Genomic DNA, 17,490 nt, shown 5'->3' with positions numbered 1-17,490 from the left:
CCTTCAGACCCTAGTGATCTTAAAGATCATGGCACAAAGCCGCTTATGATATCTGAAGACCTCTCGTATTCCGCAAGGGCTTTTATGATGCAAATGTGCAGATCCACCCTGGAAAGGCCTAACCGCTCATACAGCGAAGGACGTATCCTGTGTCTGAATCCATCGGCCCCGACACCCATCCCCAGTTGAACCGCAAGGATGTTGCTGAGCGCAAGGAGCGCCGAAAGATCGTCATGGACATACAGGTCGGGATCGTGATGATTACGCACAGCCCTTACTATATCTGGCGGAAAGTCCCACTGTCTCAATATATCTGAACCTATGACCGCATGATCCCCGCCTAGCACCCGCCACTCCGCCTCTGTAAAGGCAAGCCCTTCCTGCTGGGCCAGGGTCAATATCTCGTCAAGCCTGTTGCCGACGAACATATTGAGCACGATCTTTCCTATGTCATGCAGAAGGGCACATGTAAATAGGATAGAGCGATCAGGATAACCGCATTTCTTTCCGAGGATCTCGGCCATGATAGCTGTGGCCATGGAGTGGATCCAGAGATCCCTCGGCTCCATAAGGTATCCTGAAAGCGGTCTTGCAAGATAAGGCGCGCCTGCACTGGCTATCAGCACCTCCCTCGTCTGCACCTGCCCCAAGAGGGTCAAGGCGGTATGAAGGTCGGTGACCTGCCTAGAGAGACCGAAATGCGCCGAGTTTGTAAGGCGTAGCATATTTGCCGTAAGCGACGGATCGAATCTCAATACGTCAACCAGCTGGGCGATGGTTCCGTTAGGGTCGTCAAGGATAGCAAGCGCCTTCGCAACGACCTTTGGGAATGTCGGCAGCTCCACAATGTTGTCGAATATATGTTCCAGTGTAAAATCTATCGGGGGACAGAGATCAAGGCTCATAGAGATACCTCTCTAAGACCTGGCGCCGTAACAAGAGGTCCACCAGCCTTACCGGCAATCATCTTGACCGATCTGTTGTATTGCCCACCCACATGTTCGCCCTGTATCATGACCCTGTTACCCTGAAGGATGGTACGGACAGCGGTATAGATCTGAGCGCCGAGCGCCATGTCGGAGGGCTCTTCAATAAATTTGGCAGCCCCTACGAGCCATATGTTCAAATTTTCCCTCTTGGCACCCCTTTTCATCAGCCCACGCATGAGACGGGTAAGACCTCCTGGTGCATCAAGGGCAACCTCCTCAAGACCAGCGTCACCTTCTATGCCAGATGGAGCCCTGGGGAGGACGATCACCGTCATTGCGGACACAAGGGCTGTCTGATCCTTTACGCAGACACATAGAGTTGAGCCGAGGGACCTGGCCACCAGCCATGTATCCGGGCTGCTGCTTACAGCAATGCCGCCTCTTCTTACCAAGATATGCTCCATGTTTTTATTTTCCCCTGATTGATGATGACTTTTAATATATCATCCCTATTTTTTAAAAAAAAGGAGGTCAACTATGAAAGAGGCCCTTTTTTATGAGACAAAAGGAGATAAGATGGTAAAATGCGGGCTTTGTAACCATTTCTGCCAAATCAAGACGGGTGGTCGGGGGATCTGCGGCGTAAGAGAGAATCAGGATGGACGTCTCGTGAGTCTGGTCTATGGCAGGCTTGTCTCGACCAATCTCGATCCCATAGAAAAGAAGCCGTTATTCAACTTCCTGCCTGGTTCCACCTCCTATTCCATCTCAACCGTCGGATGCAATTTCAGGTGCCTCCACTGCCAGAACTGGCAGATTTCACAATATCCGCGTATGAATAAGGGTAAAATCATAGGGGACGATTACACACCTGACGAGGTGGTAGAGGCCGCCGTCTTGAACGGCGCGAAAAGCATAAGCTATACCTATGTGGAACCAACCATATTTTATGAATTCGCATACGACTGTGCAGTCATTGCAAAAAAGAAAGGCATAAGAAACGTCTTTGTCAGTAATGGCTTCATGGCACCGGATGTCACCAGACACCTTGTCCCGGTGCTCGATGCGATCAACATAGACATAAAGGGCTTTACAGAAAGGTTCTACCGCGAGGTCTGTAAGGCGAAATTAAAACCTGTGCTCGACAACGTAAAATTGTTTCACGAATTGGGCGCCTGGGTGGAGGTAACAACGCTGATCATCCCAGGTCTTAACGATTCACCTGAAGAGTTAAGGGACATAGCGAGGTTTATAAAAGGGGTGAGCCCGGCCATGCCGTGGCATGTAACGGCCTTTTATCCTACCTACATGATGATGGACAAGCCTCCAACCCCTATCTCATCCCTCAGGCTCGCGCGCCGGATCGGACTTGAAGAAGGACTTAAGTATGTATATGAGGGAAACATCTCAGGGGAGGGTGGTGAAAATACATATTGCCCGTCGTGCGGCTCCGAAGTGATAAAAAGGCATGGTTTTTGGATAAAAGAAAACAGGCTTGAAAACGGCGGATGCCCTGATTGTAAGACGCTGATAGAAGGGGTCTGGAAATGAAAGACCCATATTCTATTATCTCCACCAATTTCTCTTCTCCAGGAAGTCGTTGACCTGTCTCCTGATAAGGCGCGGGATGAATTCAGGACGCCCGATATAGGAAAGGGCGTCCTTCTTGAGCCTTTCGACAAACTCCCGAAGCAGCCCGTCTTTTTCTCTCTGATCTATGAAATTCCTTTCAAACTCCTTATCGAAATAGACAAGTTCGCCCCTTGTATCCAGAAATTCGCGGAACATGGCCTCACACTCAGACAAATGTGCGAATGCGTCAGAGGTCACCCTGACAGACGCGCGGGCAAGGAGCTTTACATACCATCTATCACCGGCGATCCGGCGCGAGCAGTCATAAAGTTCCACTACAAGGCCGTTTGGAAGGTCTATTTTTTCTATAAGCAGTCCCATTGCTTAGTTTTGATGGTCTTTTTGCGGGGTCATCAGTGCTTGAACGCCCTCTGGCCGGTAAAAACCATCGCGACAGGTGGATCGGCCTCGTTGCAGGCCTCTATGACCTCCCAGTCGCGAAGACTGCCACCAGGATGCACAATGGCTGATACACCCTGACGGATGCCTACATCAACCCCGTCCCTGAACGGGAAAAAGGCATCTGAGACCATCACTGACCCAGGAAGTCCACCTCTATCCGCCTTGATCCTGGCATCTATCTCTGCCTTCTTTTCCGCTGCGTCCTTTTCGCCGCGTTCGGCCTTGAGCTCAAGCTCTTTATAGGACATACCAAGGCTGTCATAACACAAGATGTCAGCGTATTTGGCATAGGCCTTATAAACCGCTATCTCAGCAACCCCCACCCTATCCTGTTCGCCTGTGCCAATCCCTAATGTCACGCCGTCTTTTACATATATTACAGAGTTTGATGTCACACCCTGCTCCACAGACCACCCGAACAAGATGTCTTCGTATTCCCTTTCGTCGGGCAACCTTTTTATTCGGTAAAATCTCCCCTGGTATTCACATTCCGCGGGCCTAAGATCTTCTTTCGTGCGGATCCGATTTACAGGCGACTGTTGGACGATAAGTCCGCCATCAATGAGGCTCTTGAAATCCACAAAGCGTTTGTCCCAGAAGGTCTCAAGGTCTTCTATCCGCCTTATCTCTATGATCCTCAAGTTTTTCTTCCTGGCGAGGATATCCACCGCCCCTTCCTCGTATTGAGGGGCGCAGACCACCTCGAGATACTGAGCGGAAAGGGCCTCGGCTGTCCCTTTGTCAACAGGCCTGTTCAGGGCAACGCAACCCCCAAATGCGGCTACGCGGTCGGCACGCAGGGCCCTTTGAAAGGCCTCTTCAATCGTAGCGCCATAGGCCACACCACATGGGTTGTTGTGCTTGACGATTACGGCGGCAGGTTTTTTCATTAAGAATTTCAGGATATTAAGTGAATTGTCAATATCTGTGAGATTGATCTTGCCTGGGTGCTTGCCCGCCTGAAGCATGGCAGCCTCATCAATGGCGCTCACAAGTCCGTTTCCAGGTCCTATATAAGCACACCCGCCCATGACCAGATTTCCGTTTACAAGCTCGTACAGAGCTGCCTCTTGATCAGGATTTTCACCATAACGAAGCCCCCTTTCTTCAATCAGCCCTGTCTTTTCGTTCTTGAAGGCCCAAGTCCTCTTGCGGTATATCAAAGTTTGATCCCCAAACGAGATGCAGAGCTCGTCAGGAAACTGATCCTTAAGGATGGTCCTGTACATCTCCTTCATATCTTTCATATCGGCCTCTTGACCTCCGCTTATATCATATTCCGAGATGCTTCTTTAATTCATCGGCTGAAAGGACGCCAGAATGAAAGAGCCCATCCTGAAATATATAAGTAGGCGTACCTGTTATACCCTTTTTGCTTAGGAATGCGATCGTGTCCTCCACCTTTTTTTTACCGGCCTCACACTGGTTTTCCGACCTGTATCTAGATTTCAAGCCCTCGATGCCTTTATTGTCGCATATAATAGAGATAGATTCCTCTTTTGCACCTTGGTGAAACGGAAGCGGGAACAAAAGGACCCTCAACTCCAGCTGCCCAGCCTGGGCCATAGGAACGATTGTCTCCTCTGCCTTTTTGCAATAGGGACACTGAGGGTCGGTCACAAGGTAGACGACCTTACCCTTGCCTATCTTGAAGGCCGTAAGGCTCGAAAGGCGCTCCATCTCTGCAGCAGAAAAACGATTGAGCTCCATGGCCGCTTGCTGTGTGATATTCGTCCCGTCAGATGTCCTGTATAGCTGGCCGGCCACCAGAAATTCACCCTTTGAATCGGTATAGATGATCCCTTTCTGCTCGTTCAGCTTTAACTGCACCTCGCAGAGACCAGGTACCTGGCTCGGCGAAATCTTGACCACCTTGATGTTGGTCTTTTTAAATATCTCCGAAACGGCCTTTTGAACGGCCTCCTGCTGCGGACAACCCACCTCCGCAAACAAGTCGGTAAGCCCAGCGGTTATGGACAAAAAGATAAAAAGTGCTGCTGTAACGGCAATCTTTTTCATAACAATCTCCCGCAATGATTTATTTGTAAGACCTTTGCATAACTTAAACATAAAACGAAGCGCCCGCCTAGGTTGCACTTATAATAATAAAATGGGATAGTTCACTAATTCATATCAGCCATTTTGCACCAAGCCTTGCGATCCCATTCAGCCCCCACGGAAGGACCAAGCTGTCGATGCCGACCGATCTCAAAAAACACTGGGTCTCATAGGACCTCGTTCCGGCATTGCATATCAGGATAAAGGTCTTGCCCCTCGGAAGGGCCTGATAATCACCCCTCACCTTGTCGTAGGACATGGCGATCCATCGGCCAGGAAATCTCTCGGCAAGCAGTGCAGCCTCTTTCGGATGCCTTAAATCAAGCGCCATCCAATCAGGGTGATCAGTCCGGCCTTCCATCCAAGCCATAAAGTCCTGTATGGAGACGGTCTTGAGCCTGTCAGAGACCAAATTGTCAGCCACATTTGACACTGCATTCAGCACATCAACCGCAGTTGAAAAAGGCGGGGCGTAGGCGAGCTCAAGCGTGCTAAAATCGTCTACGGAGGCCCTGCGCTCAATGAGCCCACAGGCCGCATTGATCCTTGCCAAAAGCCCATCCCCCATCTTTCCAAGGCCTTGGAGTCCAAGGACCCTGCGGCTTCTCTTGTCAACGACCATGTTCAGGAACAAGAGGGCCTGTGTCGGAAAAAAATGGGCGCGATCTGACTGCACACACTTCGCCTCCACCGCATCAAAGCCCTCTGAAAGCGCGGTCTCAAGGCTTATGCCTGTCGAGCCCACGCAGACATCAAAGACCTTCATGATAAAGCTCCCCACACAGCCAGGAAAGACGCTTGGGATCCCCGCGAGGTTGTCCGCCACGATCCTGCCCTGACGGTTTGCCAGAGAACCAAGTGGGGCAAAGAACTTCCTGCCTGTTACGAGATGATTTATTTCGACGCAGTCTCCAGCAGCATAGATATCTGGATCCGAGGTCTGCATGTGCTGATTTACTATTATCGCACCCTGGGGCGAGACCAAAAGCCCGGCATCCCTTGCAAGCTCACTGCGCGGACGTACACCGGCAGCCATGACGACCAGGTCGGCAGCGATTTCACGTCTGTTTGTGACGACCCTTTCGACCCTTCCGTCTCCGCCGCCCACAAACTCCTTGGCGGCCTCCTGCGTATGCACCTTTACGCCCCTTTCCTTCAGGTGCTCCTGGACCATGGCCGCCATATCCGGGCCGATTATCCTCGGCAGTATCTGCGGCATAAACTCCACAATAGTCGTATCAACACCCCAGAGGTCTGCCAAACCCTCTGCCATCTCTATCCCTATGGCCCCACCCCCGATTATAACCGCGCTCCTTACCCTGCCGGCCGCAAGGTCGTTTTTTATTGCCACGGCCTTGTGGAGATCGCTTATGGCATAAACCCCCTTGAGGTCTCTCCCTGGTATGGGCAGGATGTTAGGCCTGCTGCCGGTTGCCAACACCAACTTGTCATACGAGAGCGCATCCTTTTCGCCAGTGATCACATCCTCTACATGCACGAGCCTTTCCTTCCTGTCGATGGACACGGCCCTTGTCTTTATACGGGTCGTTACGCCCTTGGCCTCCTGAAAAAAATAGGGGTCCCTGACCATATGAAAACTCGTGGACCTGAGCTCCTTTTCGTCAGAGACATCCCCGCCTACAAAATACGGGATACCGCAGCCACCGTATGAGATGAGTTCGTCCTGATCCACAAGCGTTATGTCGGCGTCCGGAACAAGCCTCTTTAGCCGACTCGCAGCCTTTGGTCCTGCGGCCACCGCCCCTATGATTACCACCTTCATACTATTTTGTGCCCCCTTTAAATCGTTTAACCTGGTTAATTAACAGATAATAAACGATTAGTTAAGGGCAAAAAAGAAAATTTTTAAAGGACGACCACGCGATTGCGGCCGGTGTTTTTGGCCATATAAAGGGCCTCGTCCGCCTTCTTGATGAGATCCATCTCGTCCCTTACATCGGTTTCAGGGAAAGACACGCCCCCTGCACTTATTGTGATCCTGATATCGGTGTCGTCCGCCTTGACAGTCTGGTCCTCCACAAGACGCCGCATCCTCTCCGCTATCTTCATTATGTCCTCGCTTGATGCGGCAGGTAATATGGCCAAGAACTCCTCGCCGCCGTAGCGTAGGAGCACATCCCCCTCCCGCAGGGCCGAACGGGCGGTCTTTGCGACCATGATCAAGACGCGGTCGCCGATCATATGGCCATATGTATCGTTCACCTTCTTGAACCAGTCTATGTCGAACATGACAACGCCCAGCTGTATGTTCGCCCTTACCGCCCTGCCATATTCCTCATGAAACCTTATCATGCCGAACCTGCGGTTGAAAACGCCGGTAAGCGGGTCAATCGCCGCAAGCCTCTGGAGACGGTCATGGATGAGCGCATTGTGAAGGGCAAGGGCAAGGCCTTGACGAAACAGCTCTAGCCTATTTATCTCCTCGGTTATGAAACCCGCCGCACTTGCCAGCACTATAACGCCTATAGCAGCACCCTTATATACAATAGACGCAACACAGGTCTCTTTGGGCCTAAATTCCGCAAGCACGCCCTCGACCACTATGCCCGTCGGCAAGGTCAGCCTTTTACCTACCTTTGTATCAAACGCCCGCTTTACATGGTCATTTTCCGCAAGCCTTGCCGGATTTTTTATGCCGATGGAGGCGGCCACCCGCAATTCCCCGTTTTCTTCTATCAGGACAGCCCCTGCATTGGCGTTTGTATGCTGGATGAGCTGTTCGATGGCCTTGTCAGCCAGTTTTTCAAGGTGCAGGTGGCTTGTCAGCATCTCGGTGAACATGCGGACCGCAAAGACATCCCTGAAAGAGTCGGCAAGGGCCTGCACAAGGCGGTTAAATGCACGGGCGCTCTCGCCTATCTCGTCATCAGAATCCCCTTCTATGAAGCAGTTTTCAGGCGTGCATTTCTCCATGTCGCCCTGATTGGCTATCTCAAGAAGGTTGGTCTTTACGTAGTTCATGCGGTCTGCAAGGATGCGAAGCCGTTTTCCTACTATCGCCTTGGCAAGCCAGATATTGGCCGCACCGACCAGGAGCCCTGCGATCATACAGGTTGCAAAAAACCAGGGTTTCATCACAAACTCAGATGGGATACCCATTAAAAGCACAAAAAACGGGAATACAACGCCCATCAAAAGCCCAAAACCTGTCATCCAGATGGCAAGGTCAGTAAACACCCTGTGGGTTATGCGCATATTACCCCCCCCTAACCTGCAGCTGCCGCACCGCCCTCATCGGCCCATTTTACAGCCTCAAGGTAACACCTGATTGCTGTCTCGTCGTTGATTCTCAATGCATCCATCAGTCTTGCCATATCATAAAGATGTCCCTGTTCATAGGCAAGCATGAATTCAAGATACGGGGCGAGGGGGCCCTTGCTGTCAATCAGCGCGCGGCTTACCGCAGGGGCCACGGGCAGGGGCTTTAATATCTTTTCGATCGGCCTTTCAAGCACCGCATCCATCAGGGAAAAAAGCCCCATGAAAAAGGCATTTGACGCCAAATCGGCCTGTCCCGCGGCCTTTGCAAGCCTTTCTCCAAAGGATGCGCGGACACATGCGGTCTTCATGAGCTCCGTGGGTTTATCCGCGGACAAATGGGCCAGGAGAAGGACGGATATCCACCTCCTGATCTCTATCTCGCCCAACAAAACTATGGCCTGCTTGACAGATGACACCGGCTGCCTGAGGCCCACGGCGGCCACGTTTACGACCTTAAGGAGTTTGTAGCACAGCGCCGGGTCTTTGGTAATAATGTCGGATATCTCATTTATGTCAAGGTGGTTCCCCTGTACCGCGGTCATGAGTCTTAACATGGACCAGACGCCGGGCGATAGATCCTTGCCCTTGATGACAGAGGGTCTGGCGAAGAAATAACCCTGAAAACATGTAAAACCAAGGTTCAAGGCCTGTCTGAATTCTTCATAGGTCTCGATCTTTTCGGCAAGGAGCTTGATATTGCGGCCTGTTGCGGCCTGCCTCGCCGCATCTATTATTCCCCCTGTCTCCTCTTTGGAGCTGGCGCGCCAGTCCACCTTAATATAATCGGCCAGGGGGATAAGCGGTCTTGACGCCTCATTAAGGACAAAGTCGTCGAGCGCCAGCTTGAAACCCTTATGGGTCAGGGCCTTTAAGGCCTGAATCAGCGCTTCGTCAACCAGGACGTCCTCAAGTATTTCTATCACGACCTTATTGGGGTCAAGCATCGGGGGCCCGCTCAAGAGTAGTTCCCGCGTGAAATTGACAAACAGGCGCTTCCCGCCCACTATCTCATTAATATCCATGGAATAGAAGGCGTTATTGATAAGATTGGATGTGGCGGCGGTGCCGTCCATACCTGGAAATGCATTTTTCTCCCCTGAGCGGTAGAGGAGCTCATATGCGACCGTTTCCCGGTCTGAATTCAATATAGGCTGTCTGCCTACATATATTTCCATATGTTCACGCAGGCCTGTACTATTGACTTTAAAATTAGTTTAATACCATGTATAAGTCAAATCGACACAGATGGACGGAAAACCATGAACTTTATTGATCAGGCGGAGATACACATAAAGGCCGGCGACGGCGGCAGGGGTTGCGTCAGCTTCAGGAGAGAGAGATATGTCCCGAAAGGCGGACCTGACGGAGGAGACGGCGGCAAGGGCGGGAACGTGGTCTTTCGTGTAAAGAACGGCCTGAACACCCTCCAGCGTTTCAGACACAGACGCGTCTTCAAGGCCGAAGACGGCAAGGCGGGCCGAGGAAAGAACCAACACGGCAAGACGGGCCACGACCTTATCATAGAGGTCCCGCCCGGCACGGTCATAAAAGACCTTGAAACAGGGGCCGTACTTGCTGACCTTACCAATCCGGGCGAAGAATGGATCGCAGCCAGGGGCGGCAAGGGCGGTCTTGGAAACAGCCGCTTCGTCTCGGCCATGAGACAGACCCCGAGATACGCCCAGCCAGGACTTAAAGGCGAGGAAAGAGACCTTGCGCTTGAACTCAAACTCCTTGCGGATATAGGGCTGGTCGGTGTACCGAATGCGGGCAAATCCACCCTCCTTTCCAGGATATCGGCCGCGAGACCCAAGATAGCAGGCTATCCATTCACAACCCTTGTACCGAACCTCGGCGTGATAAATCTCTCAGACGGCCGCACCATGGTTGCTGCCGACATCCCTGGTCTGATTGAGGGGGCGCACCTTGGAGCGGGTATGGGTATCGATTTTCTACGCCATATCGAGAGGACAAAGGTAATCCTGTTTGTAATCGATGCCTCAGGCGAAAACCCCTTTGAAGAATTCGAAATGGTAAGAAGCGAGATGGAGAGGTATCGCAAGGCCCTAACGGAAAAACCGTTCTTGATCGCGTTGAATAAGACCGACATGTTGGATCGGGATATGATAGAAAGACTCAAAAAGACCTTTTCTCCTAAGACGAAGGCGCCCTGTTTCATATCGGCATTGACAGGCACAGGCATCCCAGAGCTCCTGGAGATACTCTACAACATGAGCCGTCCGACCACGATGGGAGACGGATCCAATGTGGCACAAACCCCCATACTGGCTTCTACGGCAGGATGATATAGAAACAAGAAACTGGACGCCAAAATATGCAAAAAAGATACATTGAAACGGCAAAAAAAATAGTCATCAAGGCCGGAAGTGCGGTCATTGCTGATGAAAACGGCCTTGACACCTCCATGATCGCCGCTGTCAGCCGAGGACTGGCGCATATAACATCCATGGGGCGCAAGGTGGTGCTGGTCTCGTCTGGTGCGGTAGCCGCAGGCAGGGGCAGACTCCCGATGCACAGAGCCTCAAAGACTATCCCTGAAAAGCAGGCGCTCGCCGCGGTAGGCCAAGGCAGACTTATGCACGCATACGAGGAGGCCTTCGACCGCTTTGGGATACCTGTGGCCCAGGTCCTCCTGACTAGAGACGCCCTGGTCTCTAGGCCCAGGTATCTTAATGCAAGAAATACGCTGAAAACCCTGCTCAAATGGGAGGTGCTCCCTATTATAAACGAAAACGACACGATGGCCACTGAAGAGCTCCAATTTACGGACAACGATGCATTAGCCGCCCTTGTGGTAAACCTTATGGAGGCCGATCTCCTTATATGCCTGAGCGACATAGATGGTCTTTACGACAGAGACCCGCGAAAAAGCATGGACGCCAGGCCCATCAAAGTGGTGGAACGGGTCGATGACGACATCCTCCGGCTGGCCGGCTCGAGTCCGGGAAGGGCCGGCAGGGGCGGCATGCGATCCAAGCTCGAGGCCGCGCGGATAGTCACCGCCTGCGGCATCCCCATGATAGTTGCCGGCGGCAGGACGCCAGATGTCCTGGAGCGGCTCTTTGCAGGCGAAGAGGTCGGTACGCTTTTCAAACCACAGAGACGGCGCAGGATATATGGGCGGAAACCGTGGATCGCGCTTGCCTTGCCCAGGGAAGGCGTGATTTGGCTTGACAACGGCGCGGTCATGGCCATACTCGAACAAGGCAAGAGCCTCCTGCCCGTAGGGATAGAGGCCGTAGAGGGCGGATTCGCCGCAGGGGCCTGTGTAATATGCAGGGATCAGACGGGGAGAGATATCGCCATCGGTATATGCAATTACGGCTCTGGCGACCTGTTGAAGATCATAGGGTGCAGGAGCAAAGAGATATGCGGCATAACCGGACAAAATGGGACCGATGAGGTGATCCACAGGGACAACCTTGTGGTATTATGAAATCAAGGAGGTAACCATGAAAGACATACAAGGCCTGATCGCCAGGATGACCGCCGACGCTAGAAAGGCGGCACGTGGAATTGCAAGACTATCGACCGCGACAAAAAATAAACTCCTTCTTGAGACGGCAGGACTTCTGGACGACAGACGCGGGCAACTGAAGGAGGAAAACGCGAAGGACCTTGAGGTGGCAAAAGAAAAGGGGGTTTCAACGGCCTTCATCGACAGGCTAAAGCTCTCCGACAAGGTCATCGACTCCATGATAAGAGGCCTGAAAGAGGTAGCGGCCCTTGCCGACCCGGTAGGGGCGGTTACCGGCATGTGGAAGAGGCCGAACGGCCTACTGGTGGGCAAGGTCCGGATACCGATAGGGGTGATCCTCATGATATATGAATCCCGCCCAAATGTCACCATAGATGCGGCTGGGCTCTGTCTCAAGTCCGGAAACGCAATAATCTTGCGCGGTGGCTCCGACGCCATACACTCAAACCTAGCCCTTGCCTCAATATTAAAAGAGGTCCTTAAGGGCAACAGTGCACCGGAAGGGGCGGTGCAGGTGGTCCCGACCACGGATAGAGAGGCCGTGACTGAACTCCTGAAAAAAGAAGGTGAGATAGACCTTGTGATTCCACGTGGAGGCGAGGGGCTCATACGGTTTATAACAGAAAACTCACGCATTCCAGTGCTCAAACACTACAAAGGCGTCTGTCATATATATGTTGACGACCCATCGGACATCGAGATGGCCAGGAAGATATGTCTAAACGCAAAGGTCCAGAGGCCGGGCGTATGCAACGCAATGGAGGGCCTGCTTGTCCATAAAGGCGTGGCCGATACCTTTTTACCCGCAATGGCAGAGGATTTCAAAAAGGCTGGCGTGGAGATCAGAGGCTGCACACGCACATGCAGTCTTGTACCGTATGCCAGGCCTGCCGCTGACTCAGACTGGGGGACAGAGTTTCTGGACCTGATACTTGCTGTAAGGGTGGTGGATAACATGGATGAGGCCCTAGATTACATCGCCCGCTACGGGTCGAACCACACGGAGGCCATTATCACCAAGGACTACGAACGGGCAAGGAGGTTTCTTGACGAGGTGGATGCATCACTCGTACTGGTAAATGCCTCCACACGCTTCAACGACGGAGGGGAGCTCGGACTCGGTGCAGAGATAGGGATCAGCACATCGAAGCTCCATGCTTACGGCCCTATGGGTCTTGAAGAGCTTACCACCCAAAAATTCATAGCCTACGGCTGCGGCCAGATAAGGATCTGACTTGAAGACCGTCCCGCGGGGTAACACATGCACATAGGATTGTTCGGGGGGACCTTCGACCCCATCCACTATGGCCACCTGAGGTCTGCGGAGGAGGTGCGAGAGGCGTTCGGTCTTGACGAAATATGGTTCATTCCAACAGCTTACCCACCTCACAAAGATACGGGAGACATCACTCCTTTTCACCATCGACTTGCCATGACGAGGCTTGCGGTAAATGGCGTCGATTATTTCAAGGTCCTCGACATAGAGGCAAAAAGAAACGGGCCATCATACTCCATCGACACCTTGAGGGAATTGAGCGGCCTACACCCTGACAAGGAATTCTATTTCATCCTCGGCAGCGACGCATTTGCATCCATAACCTCCTGGAAGGAATACTGGCATATACCCGAATTCACCTCCATAGTCGTCATGGGAAGAAAGGACGGTGAGATTGAGGAGGTAAAGCGGATTATAGCCCGGACCTTCAGAAACGCGAGGCCGGACGGCCCCGGAGACGGGGCGTTTATGCTGCCAGAAGGAAAGGGCATTTATCTCGCAAAAGTGACCCATATCGAGATATCTAGCACTAAAATGAGGGAACTTTTGATAAATGGACGGTCTATACGTTTCCTCCTTCCTCACGAGGTGACCAAATATATCAGCGCAAACGACCTCTATAGAGACGAGGCGATGAAGCTGGCCGTCGAACTGGCGAATGAGGTGGCAAACAACAAGGGTGAAGAGGTAGTGATCCTGAATCTGAGAGGCCTTTCAGACTTCACAAGTTTCTTTGTCATAGCCCACGGACGATCCGCCAGACATATCCAAGGCATGGCCGACAATATCCTGGAGGTCTTCGCGCAAAAAGACATCCATCCGCTAGACATAGAGGGCAAAAAGGAGGCTAAGTGGATACTCATGGACTACGGCGAGGTGGTAGTACATCTCTTTTATGAACCGATGCGCGCCTTCTACGACCTCGAAGGCCTCTGGAGCCAAGCGAAGAGACAATATATCAAAAAATAAACAAAAGGGGCCATACATGAAAAACGACATCCGACCGGTCATGCTGATCATAATGGACGGCTGGGGTTGGCGCGAAGATACAGAGGGCAATGCGGTCAGGCTCGCAAACACACCCAATCTTGACCGCTTTTACAACGAATACCCCTTTACCCTCCTCACGGCATCGGGCGAGGCCGTCGGGCTTCCTGCAGGCCAAATGGGGAACTCGGAGGTAGGGCATTTGAACCTCGGGGCGGGCAGGATAGTATATCAAGAGCTGACCCGTATAGACAAGACCATCCGGGATGGATCGTTCTTTGAAAATAAAACGCTTGTAAAGATCATGGATGAAATCCTGCACTCCGGCCATACGCTTCACCTCATGGGCCTTGTTTCAGACGGCGGAGTCCACAGCCAGATAGGGCATCTGTTTGCACTCCTCAAGATGGCGCGAGACCGTGGCCTCGCCAAGGTCTGTGTCCACGCCTTCCTTGACGGCAGAGATACCCTGCCGTCAAGTGGAGCCGGCTATATGAGGGAGCTTGTGGCCGAGATGGACCGACTAGGCTCGGGCAAGATAGCCACCATAATAGGCCGTTACTACGCAATGGACAGAGACAAGAGATGGGAACGGGTGGAGGCGGCTTACAAGGCACTTGTAAAGGGAGAAGGCCGAAGGGCAAAGGACCCTGTGGCCGCGATCGAAACGGCGTATGCCATGGGCGAGACAGATGAATTTATAAGGCCTGTCGTCCTTGAAGATGAAAGGGGTGAAATGACGCCCAGAATAGGCCGAGGCGATGGGGTCATCTTCTTCAATTTCAGGGCGGACAGGGCCAGACAACTCACCAGGGCGTTTATTGAGCCAGGCTTTTCCGAATTCAACATCAGCGACAGGCCGTTGATTTCCTTTGTAACAATGACCCTTTACGACGAAGGATTCAACTCCCCTGTGGCCTTCCCGCCGCAACACCTCTCCCACATCCTAGGCGAAGAGGTGGCAGCGGCAGGGCTCAAACAACTCAGGATCGCAGAGACGGAAAAATACGCCCATGTCACATATTTCTTCAACGGCGGCGAGGAGACGCCGTTCCATCTTGAAGAGCGGGTGCTCATTCCGTCCCCGCGTGAGGTCGCAACATATGACTTAAAGCCGGAGATGAGTGCCTTCAAGATAAAGGACGAGCTCATTAAGCGAATAACAGAGAATGACTATGCATTAATCGTCGTAAACTTTGCAAACGGCGACATGGTGGGGCACACTGGCGTCTTGCAGGCGGCTGTCACTGCATGCGAAGTAGTGGATAGGTGCGTAGGTGAACTAACCGATGTCTGGACAAAAAAAGACGGCGCGGCGCTGATAACCGCTGACCACGGGAATGTAGAGGTGATGCTCGCCCCTGACGGCGGACCGTCAACCACGCACACAACAAACCCTGTGCCGTTTTACATGATAGACAGCAGAAGAAGAGGTGCAAGGCTGTCAAGAGGGATATTGGCCGACGTGGCCCCAACGGCCCTTACAATAATGGGCCTTCCTTTGCCGGACGCCATGACAGGCAAAATACTCTTTGAATAGGGGGATAATGACGCTCCTTGAACTGATAGACGTTACAAAAGAATATAGGATCAGACAGGGGCTCTTTGATGCAGGGAAAGGCGTTTTGCAGGCTGTAGACAGGGTCGATCTCTCTGTCAGCGAGGGTGAAATACTAGGGCTTGTGGGAGAGAGCGGCTGCGGCAAATCTACCCTTGCAAGGCTCATACTTGGGCTTGAAAGGCCTACACGCGGCAAGATTATTTTTTGCGGCAATGACATAGATAGACTTGATTCCACAAGGCTCAAAGAGTTCAGAAGGCAGGCCCAAATGGTCTTCCAGGACCCGTTTTCATCGCTCAATCCCAAAAAAACGGTCTTTAATACCCTTAGTGAACCCTTAAAGATACATAGGCTCTTTAAAGGAAAAGAACTTACAGAAAAGGTGGCAGGGCTCCTCGAAGAGGTCGGGCTCGATGCATCGGCAATGGACCTGTATCCTCACGAATTCAGCGGCGGCCAGCGTCAAAGGATAGGCCTCGCAAGGGCCTTGGCCACCAACCCAAGGCTCATAGTGGCCGATGAACCCACATCCGCCCTTGATATGTCGATACAGGCCCAGATCATCAATCTCCTCCTCGACCTCCAGCAAAGACGCGGGCTCTCCTATCTTTTCATCTCTCACGACCTGCCGGTGGTGCAATTTATAAGTCACAGGATCGCGGTTATGTATAAGGGGGTTATAGTAGAGGTCATGCCGAAAGACGCCTTTTTGGAAATAGGCGCCGTACCAGACGCCAAAGAAAGGCCGCCTTACCGAGGCATCCCACACCATCCATATACAGATTATCTCATCAAATCCGTCCCCCTTCCGGATCCGAGGCGGAAGATAAATAATCAAATGACGGAAAACACCGCAGCGGAATCGCAGCCTTCTCCATCAAAAGATGTGCGGGATATCAGCGCATGCCGATTTTATGCGAGATGTCCGCTTTCAGCCTGGGCATGCGCAAAAACCCCGCCTGAATGGGTGGAGGCTGGCTCGAATCACTTTATAAGATGTCATGCAGCGGCAAGACCCTAAGCGTAAACAGGCCGCGTCTGGGTGGCTGTAACACCCGGATACCTAAAATCTTCTCATGCAAGCACACCGACTATAAGAAACACCGGATACACGCGGACGCTTCCATCAGGAGCGGCCCTCCGCATCTCGTGCGCAGTCACCGCCTTCAAATCCTTGAGGCCGAGAGACCCCATGATCGTCAATATCTCACTTCTATCAAAGCCATTATGAGCAGGGACCGGCGCCCCATTCCTATGGAAGGAACCGTCTTCAAGATCCAGGTCGGCTATGGCCATGAATCCACCCGGCATGAGCATACAGCGGAAGGTCTTCAGCATACCTGCAAAATCAAGGATGTGATGGAGTGTCATGCTTGTATAAATAAGGTCGAATCCGCCGTCAAGCGGCCCTGTCTTAGTAAGATCTGTGAACAGGGGAAATATGTTTTTTACGCCGAACCTTGCGATCTTCTCCTTAAGCACGGATAGCATCCCTTCTGAGGCGTCGGCCGCCAGCACCTCACGTACCCGCCTGGCGATTTCAAGTGTCACAAGCCCTGTACCGCAGCCGTATTCAAGGGCCTTCATGCTGTTATTTAGCGGGACGTTTTCTGCGATCGCCGATGCAACGCCATGCGCCAAGGCGACCCTTGCAGGCTCTTCGTCCCAATTCGATGCAATCTTGTCAAAGACATTCACAATCCACCTCCATTTTTATCATCTTCAACAAATTCATCTAAAAAATCAATTAAATCAAGATACCCCGGGGCAAAAAGCCTTTGCAACTCTTATTTTTCATTGTTATGATATCGCCATCAAAATACGTCAATATGGATCTCACCTCACAGACAAAACCGGACATATT

Annotated in this window: 16 protein-coding genes; 7 read left to right on the top strand and 9 right to left on the bottom strand. The window is 52.1% G+C overall.

What is annotated here, in order from left to right:
* Positions 1-26: 26 nt before the first annotated feature.
* Positions 27-905, bottom strand: a complete 879-nt coding sequence (locus tag LGS26_RS02545; RefSeq protein ID WP_237889097.1) for an HDOD domain-containing protein — start codon at positions 903-905, stop codon at positions 27-29.
* Positions 902-1,393 carry a hypothetical protein gene (locus tag LGS26_RS02540; protein WP_237889096.1) on the bottom strand — a complete coding sequence of 164 codons (492 nt, stop codon included), beginning with the start codon at positions 1,391-1,393 and terminating at the stop codon, positions 902-904. Before LGS26_RS02540 ends, LGS26_RS02545 begins: the two co-directional genes overlap by 4 nt.
* Positions 1,394-1,466: 73 nt before the next feature.
* Between LGS26_RS02540 and amrS the strand changes: the two genes are divergently transcribed.
* Positions 1,467-2,480, top strand: a complete 1,014-nt coding sequence (gene amrS, locus LGS26_RS02535) for an AmmeMemoRadiSam system radical SAM enzyme (protein ID WP_237889095.1) — start codon at positions 1,467-1,469, stop codon at positions 2,478-2,480.
* 15 nt (positions 2,481-2,495) lie between these two features.
* Here the strand turns inward: amrS and LGS26_RS02530 are convergent, their stop codons facing one another.
* The 6 genes from LGS26_RS02530 to LGS26_RS02505 all read right to left on the bottom strand — a co-directional run bounded on the left by LGS26_RS02530 (position 2,496) and on the right by LGS26_RS02505 (position 9,478).
* Entirely contained in the window at positions 2,496-2,882 is a 387-nt protein-coding gene (locus LGS26_RS02530) for a hypothetical protein (protein WP_237889094.1), read from the bottom strand.
* Between the two features lie 32 nt (positions 2,883-2,914).
* Positions 2,915-4,210: an IMP cyclohydrolase gene (locus LGS26_RS02525; protein WP_237889093.1), complete on the bottom strand. Its 1,296-nt coding sequence runs from the start codon at positions 4,208-4,210 to the stop codon at positions 2,915-2,917.
* A 25-nt stretch (positions 4,211-4,235) separates the two neighbouring features.
* On the bottom strand, positions 4,236-4,982 hold the full coding sequence (locus LGS26_RS02520; protein WP_237889092.1) for a DsbC family protein: 747 nt from the start codon (positions 4,980-4,982) through the stop codon (positions 4,236-4,238).
* A gap of 109 nt (positions 4,983-5,091) precedes the next feature.
* A complete protein-coding gene (locus LGS26_RS02515) occupies positions 5,092-6,804 on the bottom strand; it encodes an FAD-dependent oxidoreductase (protein WP_237889091.1) in 1,713 nt (570 codons plus the stop codon).
* 83 nt (positions 6,805-6,887) lie between these two features.
* Entirely contained in the window at positions 6,888-8,237 is a 1,350-nt protein-coding gene (locus LGS26_RS02510) for a diguanylate cyclase (protein WP_237889090.1), read from the bottom strand.
* An 11-nt stretch (positions 8,238-8,248) separates the two neighbouring features.
* Positions 8,249-9,478, bottom strand: a complete 1,230-nt coding sequence (locus tag LGS26_RS02505; protein WP_237889089.1) for an EAL and HDOD domain-containing protein — start codon at positions 9,476-9,478, stop codon at positions 8,249-8,251.
* Positions 9,479-9,562: 84 nt separating this feature from the next.
* On the opposite strand from LGS26_RS02505, the gene obgE reads away from it, so the two are divergent.
* Genes obgE through LGS26_RS02475 form a run of 6 tightly spaced genes read left to right on the top strand, consistent with a single transcriptional unit; the run spans position 9,563 to position 16,647 of the window.
* Entirely contained in the window at positions 9,563-10,609 is a 1,047-nt protein-coding gene (obgE, locus tag LGS26_RS02500) for a GTPase ObgE (protein ID WP_237889088.1), read from the top strand.
* A gap of 29 nt (positions 10,610-10,638) precedes the next feature.
* Positions 10,639-11,760 (top strand): glutamate 5-kinase, encoded by a 1,122-nt coding sequence (gene proB / locus LGS26_RS02495; RefSeq protein ID WP_237889087.1) that lies wholly within the window; start codon positions 10,639-10,641, stop codon positions 11,758-11,760.
* Positions 11,761-11,776: 16 nt separating this feature from the next.
* Entirely contained in the window at positions 11,777-13,036 is a 1,260-nt protein-coding gene (locus tag LGS26_RS02490; protein WP_237889086.1) for a glutamate-5-semialdehyde dehydrogenase, read from the top strand.
* Positions 13,037-13,063: 27 nt separating this feature from the next.
* Entirely contained in the window at positions 13,064-14,047 is a 984-nt protein-coding gene (gene nadD / locus LGS26_RS02485) for a nicotinate (nicotinamide) nucleotide adenylyltransferase (RefSeq protein WP_237889085.1), read from the top strand.
* Between the two features lie 16 nt (positions 14,048-14,063).
* Positions 14,064-15,605 carry a 2,3-bisphosphoglycerate-independent phosphoglycerate mutase gene (gpmI, locus tag LGS26_RS02480; protein WP_237889084.1) on the top strand — a complete coding sequence of 514 codons (1,542 nt, stop codon included), beginning with the start codon at positions 14,064-14,066 and terminating at the stop codon, positions 15,603-15,605.
* Positions 15,598-16,647 carry an ABC transporter ATP-binding protein gene (locus LGS26_RS02475; RefSeq protein WP_237889083.1) on the top strand — a complete coding sequence of 350 codons (1,050 nt, stop codon included), beginning with the start codon at positions 15,598-15,600 and terminating at the stop codon, positions 16,645-16,647. Before gpmI ends, LGS26_RS02475 begins: the two co-directional genes overlap by 8 nt.
* 53 nt (positions 16,648-16,700) lie before the next feature.
* Here LGS26_RS02475 and LGS26_RS02470 read toward each other — a convergent pair whose 3' ends face one another.
* Positions 16,701-17,324 (bottom strand): class I SAM-dependent methyltransferase, encoded by a 624-nt coding sequence (locus LGS26_RS02470; protein ID WP_237889082.1) that lies wholly within the window; start codon positions 17,322-17,324, stop codon positions 16,701-16,703.
* Positions 17,325-17,490 lie beyond the last annotated feature (166 nt).

The organism is Dissulfurimicrobium hydrothermale, from assembly GCF_022026155.1.
GTDB lineage: Bacteria > Desulfobacterota > Dissulfuribacteria > Dissulfuribacterales > Sh68 > Dissulfurimicrobium > Dissulfurimicrobium hydrothermale.
Note: the sequence above shows the minus strand (reverse complement) of the source record. Positions and strands in the feature narration are given on the sequence as shown.

Coding starts and splice junctions, on each gene's coding strand:
- LGS26_RS02545 (WP_237889097.1), bottom strand. CDS start 905: ATGAGCCTTGATCTCTGTCCCCCGATAGATTTTACACTGGAACATATA.
- LGS26_RS02540 (WP_237889096.1), bottom strand. CDS start 1,393: ATGGAGCATATCTTGGTAAGAAGAGGCGGCATTGCTGTAAGCAGCAGC.
- amrS (WP_237889095.1), top strand. CDS start 1,467: ATGAAAGAGGCCCTTTTTTATGAGACAAAAGGAGATAAGATGGTAAAA.
- LGS26_RS02530 (WP_237889094.1), bottom strand. CDS start 2,882: ATGGGACTGCTTATAGAAAAAATAGACCTTCCAAACGGCCTTGTAGTG.
- LGS26_RS02525 (WP_237889093.1), bottom strand. CDS start 4,210: ATGAAAGATATGAAGGAGATGTACAGGACCATCCTTAAGGATCAGTTT.
- LGS26_RS02520 (WP_237889092.1), bottom strand. CDS start 4,982: ATGAAAAAGATTGCCGTTACAGCAGCACTTTTTATCTTTTTGTCCATA.
- LGS26_RS02515 (WP_237889091.1), bottom strand. CDS start 6,804: ATGAAGGTGGTAATCATAGGGGCGGTGGCCGCAGGACCAAAGGCTGCG.
- LGS26_RS02510 (WP_237889090.1), bottom strand. CDS start 8,237: ATGCGCATAACCCACAGGGTGTTTACTGACCTTGCCATCTGGATGACA.
- LGS26_RS02505 (WP_237889089.1), bottom strand. CDS start 9,478: ATGGAAATATATGTAGGCAGACAGCCTATATTGAATTCAGACCGGGAA.
- obgE (WP_237889088.1), top strand. CDS start 9,563: ATGAACTTTATTGATCAGGCGGAGATACACATAAAGGCCGGCGACGGC.
- proB (WP_237889087.1), top strand. CDS start 10,639: ATGCAAAAAAGATACATTGAAACGGCAAAAAAAATAGTCATCAAGGCC.
- LGS26_RS02490 (WP_237889086.1), top strand. CDS start 11,777: ATGAAAGACATACAAGGCCTGATCGCCAGGATGACCGCCGACGCTAGA.
- nadD (WP_237889085.1), top strand. CDS start 13,064: ATGCACATAGGATTGTTCGGGGGGACCTTCGACCCCATCCACTATGGC.
- gpmI (WP_237889084.1), top strand. CDS start 14,064: ATGAAAAACGACATCCGACCGGTCATGCTGATCATAATGGACGGCTGG.